Source organism: Streptomyces sp. NPDC003697 (assembly GCF_053587115.1).
This window is the reverse complement of sequence record NZ_JBSFNN010000029.1, coordinates 20,594-33,009: the sequence shown is the minus strand read 5'-3', so window position 1 is coordinate 33,009 and position 12,416 is coordinate 20,594. Positions and strand designations below refer to the sequence as shown.

Sequence of the window (12,416 nt, the reverse complement as noted above, 5' to 3'; positions counted from 1 at the left end):
AGGGGGCGCTCAGCGCCCGCTGCCGGGGGGACGTCATCGTCCGGTGCCCCCGTAGACGACGGCCTCGTCGCTGTCGGAGTCGAGCCCGAAGGCGGTGTGCACGGCACGCACGGCCTCCGGCACGTCGTCCTTGCGCGTGACGACCGAGATGCGGATCTCGGAGGTCGAGATCAGCTCGATGTTCACGCCGGCGTCGGACAGTGCGGTGAAGAAGTCCGCCGTGACTCCCGGGTTGGTCTTCATCCCGGCGCCGACCAGGGAGATCTTGCCGATCTGGTCGTCGTAGCGCAGGGAGTCGAAACCGATGCCGGACCGGTTCTTCTCCAGTGCGTCGATGGCCTTGCGGCCCTCGGCCTTCGGCAGGGTGAAGGAGATGTCCGTCAGGCCCGTGGCGGCGGCGGACACGTTCTGCACGACCATGTCGATGTTGATCTCGGCGTCGGCGATCGTGCGGAAGATCGAGGCGGCCTCTCCCGGCTTGTCCGGCACGCCGACCACCGTGATCTTGGCCTCGGAGGTGTCGTGCGCGACACCGGAGATGATGGCCTGCTCCACCTGCATGTCCCCTTGCTCGATCGGCTCGCTGCTGACCCACGTGCCCTGCAGCCCGCTGAAGGAGGAGCGGACGTGGATCGGGATGTTGTACCGGCGGGCGTACTCCACGCAGCGGTGGAGCAGCACCTTGGAGCCGGACGCGGCCAGCTCCAGCATGTCCTCGAAGGAGATCCAGTCGATCTTCCGGGCCTTCTTCACCACGCGCGGGTCGGCGGTGAACACGCCGTCCACGTCCGTGTAGATCTCGCAGACCTCGGCGTCGAGGGCGGCCGCGAGGGCCACGGCGGTGGTGTCGGAGCCACCGCGACCGAGGGTCGTGATGTCCTTCTTGTCCTGGCTGACACCCTGGAAGCCGGCGACGATGGCGATGTTGCCCTCGTCCAGCGCGGTCCGGATGCGGCCCGGGGTGACGTCGATGATCCGGGCTTTGTTGTGGACCGAGTCGGTGATGACACCTGCCTGGCTGCCGGTGAACGACTGGGCCTTGTGACCCAGGTTCTTGATCGCCATGGCCAGCAGGGCCATGGAGATCCGCTCCCCGGCGGTCAGCAGCATGTCGAGCTCGCGGCCGGCAGGGATCGGGGATACCTGCTCGGCGAGATCGATCAGCTCGTCCGTCGTGTCGCCCATCGCGGAAACGACGACAACCACCTGGTTGCCGTTCTTCTTCGCTTCCACGATCCGCTTGGCGACGCGCTTGATGCCCTCGGCATCGGCTACGGAGGAGCCTCCGTACTTCTGCACGACAAGGCCCACGTGCGCTCCTCGCTCAGTCCGTCTCGGTCGCACATACGCGAATGCAGTGCGGTCGGCTCAGTCTATCGAGCGTCCGAAATCCACCTCGGCGATATCGCATGGTGAGATGTCCGGCGCCCGCTTTCCAGGACGGCACATGCCCACCCCGCGGAACGGCCACGCGAAAAGTGCCCGGGGTCACACGGCCCTGGATGCGACCGGACTTTCCGCTCCTCCGCCCCCCTGTGTCCGCCCTGTCGGGCACGCAGTCCCGGAGCACTGCCCGGGGAGGCGCCGCAGTCATACCTGACTTTCCGTCACCCCGGTTGTGCGGACAACGAGCTGACGGCGCAGGAGCTCTCCGACCACGACAGGTCGAAGAGCTGCGCGGACGAAGCGCCGAGGCCGTCGCCACCCGCGTCGGCGATTCGTCCCGTCTCTGCAGCGCCCTGCTGCCCCGCTACTGCGGCACGTGCAGGCCCAGGGTTCCGATCTCCTGGGCCATGACCCGGCCGGCCTCGAACTCCAGGGTGTCGTCGCCCAGGCCCTGGTCGGTGTCCAGGCCGTCCAGCTCCTCCAGGGGCTGGTTCAGACGGACGTGGGCGACCAGGGACTGCAGGGCGCGCAGCGTCGCGGAGGCGGTGGAGCCCCAGTTCGAGAAGTAGGAGAACTGCCACCACCACAGGGCCTCGGTGACGCGGCCCGCGCGGTAGTGGGACATGCCGTGCCGCAGGTCGGTGACGACGTCCGCCAGGTCGTCGGAGATCCGGGCGGGGACGGGAGCCCGGCGGGGCTCGTAGGGGTCGAAGACCTCGGAGTAGACGTCGATCGGCTCCAGCAGGCGGGCGAGGTTCTCGCGGAGCTGGTCGACGTCCTGCTCGGGACCGATGTCGGGCTCGTAGCGCTCGTCGGGGAGGATGTCCGCGTGCGCGCCCAGACGCCCGCCGGCCAGCAGCAGCTGGGACACCTCCAGCAGCAGGAAGGGCACCGCCGAGTCGGGTTCGTCCCCCCTGGCGATCTCCGTGACCGCGACCAGGAAGCTCTCGATCTGGTCCGCGATCTGGACCGCGAAGTCGTCCGGGTTGCGGTTGGCGGCGTGCAGCGTGGCGTCAGACATCTAGCAGTCGTCTCCCCTCGAAGGCGCGGCCGAGGGTGACCTCGTCCGCGTACTCCAGGTCGCCACCCACCGGGAGGCCGCTGGCCAGGCGGGTGACCTTCAGGCCCATGGGCTTGATCATGCGGGCGAGGTACGTCGCCGTCGCTTCGCCCTCGAGGTTCGGGTCCGTGGCCAGGATCAGCTCGGTGACCGTGCCGTCCGCGAGGCGGGCCAGGAGTTCCCTGATGCGCAGGTCGTCCGGGCCGACGCCCTCGATCGGGCTGATCGCGCCGCCGAGGACGTGGTAGCGCCCCCGGAACTCGCGCGTGCGCTCGATGGCGACGACGTCCTTGGGCTCCTCCACCACGCAGATGACCGAGGGGTCCCGGCGGCTGTCGCGGCAGATCGCGCACAGCTCCTCCTGCGCCACGTTGCCGCAGGTGGCGCAGAAGCGGACCTTCGCCTTCACCTCGAGCAGGGCGTGCGCGAGCCGCCGTACGTCCGTCGGTTCGGCCTGGAGGATGTGGAAGGCGATCCGCTGGGCGCTCTTGGGACCGACGCCGGGCAGCCGCCCCAGCTCGTCGATGAGGTCCTGGACCACGCCTTCGTACAACGGACTGCCTTCCTTGTTCGGGTGGGTGCGGATGGGTCCCGCACACACCGCTTGTAGTACGTACGGTAGTCGGCCGCCGCCTGCCGGAGGAAGACGGCGGCCGGGACGCGCGGAGGCGAACCTCAGAAGGGGAGGCCGGGGATGCCGCCCCCGCCCAGGCCCTGGGCCAGCGGGCCCAGCTTCTGCTCCTGGAGGGCCTGCGCGTTCTCGTTGGCCGCCTGCACGGCCGCGACGATCAGGTCGGCGAGGGTCTCGGTGTCCTCCGGGTCCACCGCCCCGGGGTCGATCTTCAGCGCCCGCAGCTCACCGGCGCCGGTGACGGTGGCCTTCACCAGACCGCCGCCCGCCTGTCCCTCGACCTCGGTCCGCGCCAGCTCCTCCTGGGCCCGCTGCAGGTCCTGCTGCATCTTCTGGGCCTGCTGGAGCAGCTGCTGCATGTTGGGCTGGCCACCACCGGGAATCACGATCGGCTCCTGCTTTCGTACGACTGTCCGGGGCGGGGTGGGTCGGGACTCCCCGCTGCCACGAGCCTACGTGGTCCACGCGGGCAGCGCCCTGCCACTCTTTCGGGTGAGTCGGGGCCGGGCCCTATACCTGATCAAGGCGCACGTCCGGGCGGATGAGCGCCGAAGTCGCCCCCTTTGCCACCCATTGGGCGGTAGGAAGGGTCCGGCGCGGCAGCGTCGGGTGCCACACCGGATGCCGTACGGCGGTGGGGGCGGCGGCCCGGCGTCGCCGTCGTGCAGCGGCGCGGCGCGCCGCCGCCGTGCGGCCACGCCGGCCGTGGGGCCGGTGGGGCCGCCGTTCAGCCGTACCAGCGTCACGCAGCGCGATCGTGAGGGAGTGCCGGGTGGGTCAGCCCGAGAGGGAGCGCGAGGGCCGGCGACAGGACGGGCGCGGCGAGGGGGCGGCCGGCCCACGGCCGGGCGACCTGACCGGACGGCCCTTCCCGCACGGCGACTGGGGCGAGCCGGCGGAGCGGCTGGAGGAGCTGTACCGGTGGGTGGAGCGCGGCGCTCTGGACACGGTGGCCTGGTACCTGGCGGACCGCGCGCGGAAGCGGCGCGGCGCCCGCGTGCTGCGGTGCGGCGCCGCGGTGGGAGCGGTCGCCGGAGCGGCGCTGCCGTTGCTCGACCTCACCGGGGTGGCCGGCGGGCTGGCGCCCTGGGGGTATCTGGCGTTGCTGCTGTCCGTGGCGTGCGTGGGGGCCGACCGGTTCTTCGGGGTGACCTCGGGATGGACGAGGGACGTGGCGACCGCGCAGGCCGTGCAGCGGCGGTTGCAGGTGCTGCAGTTCGACTGGGCCTCCGAGAGCGTGCGGGAGGTGCTGGGTCCGGCCGAGGGCACGGCGAGCGAGGCGGCGGAGCGGTGTCTCGGGGTGCTGCGGCGGTTCTCGGAGGACGTGACGGAGCTGGTCCGGGCGGAGACGGCGGACTGGATGGTGCAGTTCCGGATCGGGGCGGCACCGATGGGACCGCAGTCGTCGGTGAGGGGCGGGGGCCGGCCCGCGGAGACGGGCGGTGCGCACGGGCGGCCGCCCTTCGTGCCCGGGGGTGCCCGGCCGAACATGCCTCGGCAGCGGCCGCCGGAGCCGAGGTGACCGCGTCTGCGGCTCCCGGGCGGCTGCCCCGCGGTGCGGCCGGGTGCCCCACGAGGGCGCTCGGCGCGGTCCCCGGGTGCGCCACTGCCTGAGGACTGCGCCGGGTGCGTCACTGCCTGGTGTACGTCAGCTTCTCGCCGTTGCTCGTGTTCACCCGCTCCAGGCTGCCGTCCGGCAGGAGGGTGACCTCCGTGGCGGCGCCCGGGGTGCACGACGAACGCGGCTCGCCGGCCGTGACCGTGGACGGACCGATCTGCAAGGACCCGCCGGCGGTGGGCTGCCGGGTGAGCCGGGCCGTGAACTCGCAGTGGTAGGTGCCGGAGCCGGAGGGTCCTTCGGCGACCAGGGTGAGGACGCTGTCGCCGACCTCGCCCTGAGTGATGACCAGTAGGCGGGTGTTCACCCCGCTCGCGTTGTCGATCGTCGCCGTCCAGGTGCCGACGTATCCGGCGGGGACCGCACCCCCGGACGGTGACGCGGACGGGGAGACGGACTCCTGTGACGAGGCCGCCGGGGACGGCTCCGCGTCCGGCGAACCCGGGGTCGTGGGCGCGCCGGCGGTCGGCGACGGGCCGGGGCGGCCGCTGCCCCGGTCGTTGCCGTCCCCGCCCCTCATCAGCGCGTACACCGAGCCGCCCGCGCCGACCGCGACGACCAGCGCGACCGCGACCAGCAGCGCGGTGGAGCGCCGGTCCGCGCGCCGGGGCTCCGGGGCCGGCAGAGGGGTCGGTCCGTACGGCGGGGTGGAGCCGACCGGTGGCGGCCCGTACGGCGGGGTCGGGCCGAGACCGCCGTACGGGTGCGGCGCCGGCGTTCCGGACCGCGCGGACCAGCCACCGGGGTGCTGCGGGTAGCCGTAGGCGGCAGGCGGCGGGTAGCCGTAGGCGGCGGGCTGCGGCTGGTGGCCGTAGGCCGCCTGCGGCGGGTGGCCGTGGGCGGCGGGCTGCTGCGGATGGCCGTAGGCGGGGTGGGTGGGCGCCGGGCCCGGTGGTGGTGCGGGGCCCGCGACCACGGTGGGGAGGTGGTCCGTCCGGGCGGGACCCGCGCCGCCCGGATGCCCGGTGGGCGGCGGACCGGGTACGGAGGCACCGGCGGCCTGCGCGTGCTCCGGGGCCGCCTGGACGGCGGCGGACGGATCGGCGCCAGGCGCGTGCTGCTGACCTCCGGCGGGGCCGCCCGCGACGGTGGCGGGCACTCCCCCGTCGGCGGGATGCCGCGGACCGGCTCCCGGGTTCCCCGGGGTGGCGGCGGCGGGTGTCACGGAGGCGGACCCGGCCGGCGCGGGCGCCCCGGGCGCCCCTGGGGCCGCCGGAAGAGTGCCCGGGACAGCGCCACGTGTCCCTGCGCCGTCCGCGGCGACCGCGGCACCCGCCCCGTCGGCTCCGGCCTCGGCCGCGCCACCGCCACCGCCACCGGCGGATGCGGCTCCCGCGGCGACCGCCGCATGCGTCCCGGCTCCGGCACCGGCGGCTGCGGCACGCGCTCCCGCACCCGCCCCGCCGGCATCAACCCCAGCACCCGCCACGCCGGCCGCAGCTCCGGCGTCCGCGGCGAGGCCCGTCCCGGGGGACTCCGGTCCGCCCGCGACAACCCCCGCGCCCCCGCCCGGAACGCCCGGTCCGCCCGCGGCAACCCCCGCGCCCCCGCCCGGCACGCCCGGAGCGCCCGCGGGCAGCGGGGCCGGGTCGGTGGCGCCGGGCTCGGTCCCCTGCCCCGGCTCCTCCGGGTTCTCGGCGTCCAGCAGCCGCACGGCGTGCCGCCCCAGCTGCGCGACCAGCGCGCCCGGCAGCCACGGGTCGCGGGACCGGCCGTCCGCCACCGTGTCCTCGGCGCCCGTGCGCTGGAGGATCTGGCGCAGCGTCGGCCGGGCGGCCGGGTCCTTCTTGAGGCAGGCGCGCACGAGGTCGGCGATGCCCTCGGGCACCGACTCCAGGGTGGGCGTCTCCTCGGCGATGCGGAACATCAGTGCGTGCGCGCCGTCGTCGGCACCGCCGAAGGGCAGGACGCCGGTCGCGGCGTAGGCGAGGACGGATCCAAGGCAGAAGACGTCGCACGCCGGGGTGATCCGGTCGCCCCGCACCTGCTCGGGCGCCATGAAGCCCGGCGACCCGACCAGGGCGCCGGTGCGCGTGAGGCCGCCGTCCGTGACGGTCTCCAGCGCCCGCGCGATGCCGAAGTCGATGACGCGCGGTCCGTCGATCGTGACCAGCACGTTGGACGGCTTGAGGTCGCGGTGGACGAGCCCGGCGGCGTGGATGTCCGCCAGCGCGTGGGCGAGACCGGCGGCGAGGATGCGCACGGACCGTTCCGGCAGCGGGCCGTGGTCGTGCCCGACCACCTGCTGGAGGCTGGGCCCGGCGACGTACCCGGTGGCCACCCACGGCACGGGGGCCTCGGTGTCCGCGTCCAGGACGGGCGCCGTCCAGTACCCGCCGACGCGCCGCGCGGCCTGCACCTCCTGGCGGAACCGCGCCCGGAACTCCTCCTGCTCGGCCAGCTCGCGCCGCACCAGCTTGACCGCGACGGTCCGCCCCCGGCCGGACCGGGCCAGGTACACCTGTCCCATGCCGCCGGCCCCGAGCCGCGCCAACAACCGGTACGCACCGATCCGCTGCGGATCGCCGGCCCCGAGATTCTCCACGGCCGCGCCGCCTCCCCCCGACAACATCCCCCGAAGCGCCCCCGCGCAACAGCCAGAGGATAGTGCGGGGGAGCGGCCGGACGAGCCGGACCGCCGTCTACGGTTGCGTAACGGCACGGACGGGTCCGTGCCGTTACGGCACGGACGGGTCCGCCGCCCGTCCGGCCGCGCCTCTCGACAACCTGTCGTGGAATGCCCGGGACCGCAGACAGGACGCCGATATCGAGTCCGTATGCCGGACACCTACGCTCGCCGCATGACCCCTCAGCCGAATCCCGCAGCCGGAGCGGCCGTCAAGGCCGCCGACCGTGCGCACGTGTTCCACTCCTGGTCCGCGCAGGAGCTCATCGACCCCCTGGCCGTGGCCGGCGCGGAGGGTTCGTACTTCTGGGACTACGACGGCAGGCGCTACCTGGACTTCACCAGCGGCCTCGTCTTCACCAACATCGGCTACCAGCACCCGAAGGTCGTCGCCGCGATCCAGGAGCAGGCCGCGAGAATGACGACGTTCGCGCCGGCGTTCGCCGTCGAGGCGCGGTCGGAGGCGGCGCGGCTGATCGCCGAGCGGACGCCGGGCGACCTGGACAAGATCTTCTTCACCAACGGCGGCGCGGACGCCGTCGAGCACGCGGTGCGGATGGCCCGGCTGCACACCGGCCGGCCCAAGGTGCTGTCGGCGTACCGCTCGTACCACGGCGGCACCCAGCAGGCGGTGAACGTCACCGGCGACCCGCGGCGCTGGGCCTCCGACAGCGGCACGGCCGGCGTGGTGCACTTCTGGGCGCCGTTCCTGTACCGCTCGCGCTTCTACGCCGAGACCGAGGAGCAGGAGTGCGCCCGGGCGCTGGAGCACCTGGAGACGACCATCGCCTTCGAGGGGCCGGGGACGATCGCGGCCGTCGTCCTGGAGACCGTGCCGGGCACGGCGGGGATCATGATGCCGCCCGCCGGCTATCTGGCCGGGGTGCGCGAGCTGTGCGACAAGCACGGGATCGTCTTCGTCCTGGACGAGGTCATGGCCGGGTTCGGGCGGACCGGTGAGTGGTTCGCGGCGGACCTGTTCGACGTGGTGCCTGACCTGATGACCTTCGCCAAGGGGGTCAACTCCGGATACGTGCCGCTGGGCGGTGTGGCGATCTCCGGGAAGATCGCCGAGACGTTCGGCAAGCGGCCCTACCCCGGTGGCCTGACCTACTCCGGGCATCCGCTGGCGTGCGGGGCCGCCGTCGCGACGATCAATGCGATGGCGGAGGAGGGCGTCGTCGAGAACGCGAAGCGGCTCGGCGCCGACGTCCTGGAGCCCGGGCTGCGGGCGCTGGCCGACCGGCACCCGTCGGTCGGCGAAGTGCGCGGCGTGGGCATGTTCTGGGCCCTGGAGCTGGTGCGGAACCGGGAGACCCGGGAGCCGCTGGTGCCGTACAACGCGGCCGGTGAGGCCAACGCGCCGATGGCGGCGTTCGCGGGCGCGGCCAAGGCGAACGGCCTGTGGCCGTTCGTGAACATGAACCGCACGCACGTCGTGCCGCCGTGCAACGCGACCGAGGCGGAGCTGAAGGAGGGCCTGGCGGCCCTGGACGCGGCGCTGTCCGTGGCCGACGAGCACACCGTGTGACGGGTGCCCGCACGCCCCGGCCCGGGCGAAAATCGAACGCGTAAGGTGGCGTGCTCGTAGACGTGGACGTAGACGTACGAGCACGCCATCCGCACGCGCGAGGAGACGCCCCGACCATGCCCGGCAACAGCGGCACCGGTGCCGTGACGCGCAGCACCCTGCGCCAGCAGATCGCCGACGCGCTGCGGGACGAGGTCCTGGCCGGGCGGCTCCAGCCGGGGCAGGAGTTCACGGTCAAGGAGATCGCCGAGCAGTACGGGGTGTCGGCGACCCCCGTCCGCGAGGCCCTCGTCGACCTCTCCGCCCAGGGCCTGCTGGAGGCCGACCAGCATCGCGGGTTCCGCGTGCGCGAGTACTCCCTCGCCGACTTCCGGGAGATGATCGAGGCCCGCAGCCTGGTCACGGACGGCATGTTCCGCTGCCTCGACGACGCTCACGCGGCCCTGCGCGACCCGCGGGACCCGTGCACCACGGCCACCCTCGCCGGGGTGCGCCGGCGCGGCGAGGAGGCGCAGCGCGCCGCCGCCGCCGGCGACCTGACCGTCCTCATCGGTTACGACCTGCGCTTCTGGCGCGAGCTGGGCGTCCTGTTCGGCAACGCCTACCTCACCGACTTCCTGCACCGCATGCGCGTGCAGTCCTGGGTGTGCCTGGTGCAGCACCTGCGCCGCATGACCGACCTGCGCGGCCTGCTGTGGTCCGGGTACACCGGACTCGTCGACGCCCTGGTGCGCCGCGACACCGTGACCGCCCGTGCGGCGGTCGCCGCCTACAACGCGCACGCCCTCGCCCTCGTCGAGCGACTGGGGGACGGCTGACCGCGGGCGGTCACCCGTCCGGCGGCCGGCGGACCGGGGAACGGCCGGAAGGCGCACCGGCGAGCGGCTGGACACGGGTCCCGCGGGCGGGTGGGCAAGCAGCCCGCGAGGGGTGGGCAGGAGACCCGCGGGCGGGTGGGCAGGGGACCAGCACGGGGAGAGGCCGAGCCGCGCCGCACCGACTAGGCTTCTACTCCTCCGACCGCCGAAGACAACTCCGCTCTGCCCTACGCGAGGAGCCCTCCTTGGCCTGTGACCTGTGGCTGGTACCGCTCGTCGACGTGTTGTGCCACACCCCCGACAACCCGTTCGCCGAGGAACTCGCCCAGTACAACAAGGTGCTGACCGAGAACGGGCTCCCGCCGGTGCCGGTCTACCAGTACATGCCGGGTCTGACCGGCGAGGTGGCGCCGGTGGCCGGCTTCGACTACGACGCACTGCACTTCCTGCGCCGTGCCCACCTGCTCCAGCTGTGCGGCCTTCCGCTGACCCCGGTGGACGAACTCGGCGGGGACTATGAGCAGTTGCTCGAGATGTTCGAGACGACCGCGCAGCAGTCCCACCTCGTCTGGCACTACGACCACGCGGGCGCCTACGTCCCCCTCGACTTCCCGCATCCGCTGTCCAACGACGAACTCCTCGCCGGCGGCGGCCCTTTGGGCTCCTCCCAGGCCCTGCTGAGGGAGCTGGAGCTCGTCGCCCCGGCCATCGGCATCGACCCGGCCAACCCCCCGGCGGCCCCCGCGCCCCCGCCGGGCCCCACGGAGCTGGAGCAGCCTGCCGCGCCCGCGCCGTACGACCCCAGCCCCTTCGCCCGCGAACGGTACGTGTGGCTCGGTCTGCACGCGGCGGCGACGCGCAGCCTGGCCCAGGGCTCGATGATCGTCTTCAGCTGAGCCGGGGAAACCGCCACTCGCCGCCCGGAGCCCGCCATCGGGCACCCCGTGCCCCGCGCCGGCCCCCGGGAACGAGGGCGACAGACGGCCGCTCCCGGCCCCGCCCCACCGTCGCCGCCCCGGAACGGCGCCGCCCCCGCCGCGGCAGAAGCCGGACGGGGGCGTGGTGCACGAGGTGCGCGGGACGCCGAAGCGCCCGAGGGCGGACCACCGGAACCCGGGAGCGCCGCAGCGCCGCACGCCCGAGCTCCCTGGTGCCGCGGCAGGCGACGTCTGCCCGTCGAGGAGCGGCGTCCGATGCGTGCTCCCGGCGTGCCGGCCGGACGCCCTCGTACGGGATGTACTCGGGCTTCCGGCCGGTGCGGCGAGAGGGGGTACCCCCTGCTCGAGCGGAGCCGAGAGCTTGGGTGGGGGTACCCCCTGCTCGAGCGGAGCCGAGAGCTTGGGTGGGGGTACCCCCTGCTCGAGCGGAGCCGAGAGCTTGGGGGAGCGTGCCGGGCGTCGCGACGGGACGAACGTCGCCCGCCGCGGCACTAGACGAAGGAGTTGATCTCGATCGTCTCGTCGCGGCCCGGGCCCACGCCGATCGCGGAGATCGGCGCACCGGACATCTCCTCCAGTGCCTTGACGTACGCCTGGGCGTTCTTCGGCAGGTCGCCGAAGGTCTTGGCCTTGGAGATGTCCTCCTGCCAGCCCGGCAGGTACTCGTAGACGGGCTTCGCGTGGTGGAAGTCGGTCTGGGAGTAGGGCAGCTCCTCGACCCGCCGGCCGTCGATCTCGTACGCCACGCAGACCGGGATCTGCTCCCAGCCGGTGAGGACGTCGAGCTTGGTCAGGAAGAAGTCCGTCAGGCCGTTCACCCGGGTCGCGTAGCGGGCGATCACCGCGTCGAACCAGCCGCAGCGGCGGTCGCGGCCCGTGGTCACGCCCCGCTCGCCGCCGATGCGGCGCAGCGCCTCACCGTCCTCGTCCAACAGCTCGGTCGGGAAGGGACCGGAGCCGACGCGGGTGGTGTAGGCCTTCAGGATGCCGATGACGCGGCTGATCCTGGTCGGGCCGACGCCGGTGCCCGTGCAGGCACCGCCCGCGGTCGGGTTCGACGAGGTCACGAAGGGGTACGTGCCGTGGTCGATGTCCAGCAGCGTGCCCTGCCCGCCCTCGAAGAGCACGACCTTGTCGTCGTCGAGCGCCTGGTTGAGGATCAGCACGGTGTCGGCGACGTACGGCTCGATCTGCGCGGCGTAGCCCAGCAGCTCCTCGACCACCTGGTTCACGGCGATCGCGCGACGGTTGTACAGCTTGGTCAGGATCTGGTTCTTGACGTCGAGGGCCGCCTCGACCTTCTGGGTCAGGATCGACTCGTCGTACAGGTCCTGCACGCGGATGCCGACCCGGTTGATCTTGTCGGCGTAGGTCGGGCCGATGCCGCGGCCGGTGGTGCCGATCTTGCGCTTGCCCAGGAAGCGCTCGGTCACCTTGTCGACGGTCACGTTGTACGGCGTGATGACGTGCGCGTTGCCGCTGATCAGCAGCTTCGACGTGTCGACGCCGCGCTGGTTCAGACCGCTCAGCTCGGAGAGCAGGACCGACGGGTCGACGACGACGCCGTTTCCGATGACGGGCGTACAACCGGGAGACAGGATTCCGGAAGGGAGGAGGTGGAGGGCGTACTTCTGGTCACCCACGACCACCGTGTGGCCGGCGTTGTTGCCGCCCTGGTAGCGCACCACATAATCCACCGAGCCACCGAGCAGGTCGGTGGCCTTTCCCTTGCCTTCGTCACCCCACTGAGCACCGAGCAGCACAAGTGCGGGCACGCGCGTACACCCCTTCCGGGCGGGGCATGTCCA

The 12,416-nt window shown here is 73.2% G+C and carries 10 protein-coding genes; 4 read left to right on the top strand and 6 right to left on the bottom strand.

The annotated features are described in order from the left end of the window. Positions 1-33 precede the first annotated feature (33 nt). From ACWDNY_RS14550 to ACWDNY_RS14535, 4 genes are all read right to left on the bottom strand, one after another. On the bottom strand, positions 34-1,311 hold the full coding sequence (locus ACWDNY_RS14550) for an aspartate kinase (protein WP_451646085.1): 1,278 nt from the start codon (positions 1,309-1,311) through the stop codon (positions 34-36). A 439-nt stretch (positions 1,312-1,750) separates the two neighbouring features. Further along, on the bottom strand, positions 1,751-2,407 hold the full coding sequence (locus ACWDNY_RS14545; RefSeq protein WP_451646084.1) for a DUF5063 domain-containing protein: 657 nt from the start codon (positions 2,405-2,407) through the stop codon (positions 1,751-1,753). Further along, on the bottom strand, positions 2,400-2,999 hold the full coding sequence (gene recR, locus ACWDNY_RS14540) for a recombination mediator RecR (RefSeq protein ID WP_451646083.1): 600 nt from the start codon (positions 2,997-2,999) through the stop codon (positions 2,400-2,402). Before recR ends, ACWDNY_RS14545 begins: the two co-directional genes overlap by 8 nt. Positions 3,000-3,121: 122 nt before the next feature. Further along, positions 3,122-3,463, bottom strand: a complete 342-nt coding sequence (locus tag ACWDNY_RS14535; protein WP_451646082.1) for a YbaB/EbfC family nucleoid-associated protein — start codon at positions 3,461-3,463, stop codon at positions 3,122-3,124. Positions 3,464-3,849: 386 nt separating this feature from the next. Between ACWDNY_RS14535 and ACWDNY_RS14530 the strand changes: the two genes are divergently transcribed. Further along, a complete protein-coding gene (locus tag ACWDNY_RS14530) occupies positions 3,850-4,599 on the top strand; it encodes an SLATT domain-containing protein (RefSeq protein ID WP_451646081.1) in 750 nt (249 codons plus the stop codon). 109 nt (positions 4,600-4,708) lie between these two features. Here the strand turns inward: ACWDNY_RS14530 and ACWDNY_RS14525 are convergent, their stop codons facing one another. Beyond that, positions 4,709-7,240, bottom strand: a complete 2,532-nt coding sequence (locus ACWDNY_RS14525; RefSeq protein ID WP_451646080.1) for a protein kinase domain-containing protein — start codon at positions 7,238-7,240, stop codon at positions 4,709-4,711. Positions 7,241-7,496: 256 nt separating this feature from the next. On the opposite strand from ACWDNY_RS14525, the gene ACWDNY_RS14520 reads away from it, so the two are divergent. From ACWDNY_RS14520 to ACWDNY_RS14510, 3 genes are all read left to right on the top strand, one after another. Then, the gene (locus tag ACWDNY_RS14520; protein WP_451646079.1) at positions 7,497-8,852 is read left to right on the top strand and encodes an aminotransferase class III-fold pyridoxal phosphate-dependent enzyme; all 1,356 of its coding nucleotides are present in this window, start codon (positions 7,497-7,499) and stop codon (positions 8,850-8,852) included. Between the two features lie 116 nt (positions 8,853-8,968). Further along, positions 8,969-9,670: a GntR family transcriptional regulator gene (locus ACWDNY_RS14515; protein ID WP_451646078.1), complete on the top strand. Its 702-nt coding sequence runs from the start codon at positions 8,969-8,971 to the stop codon at positions 9,668-9,670. 245 nt (positions 9,671-9,915) lie between these two features. Next, positions 9,916-10,566, top strand: a complete 651-nt coding sequence (locus ACWDNY_RS14510; protein ID WP_451646077.1) for a hypothetical protein — start codon at positions 9,916-9,918, stop codon at positions 10,564-10,566. Positions 10,567-11,099: 533 nt separating this feature from the next. On the opposite strand, the gene ACWDNY_RS14505 is transcribed toward ACWDNY_RS14510, so the two are convergent. Next, positions 11,100-12,383 carry an adenylosuccinate synthase gene (locus ACWDNY_RS14505; RefSeq protein WP_451646076.1) on the bottom strand — a complete coding sequence of 428 codons (1,284 nt, stop codon included), beginning with the start codon at positions 12,381-12,383 and terminating at the stop codon, positions 11,100-11,102. Positions 12,384-12,416 lie beyond the last annotated feature (33 nt).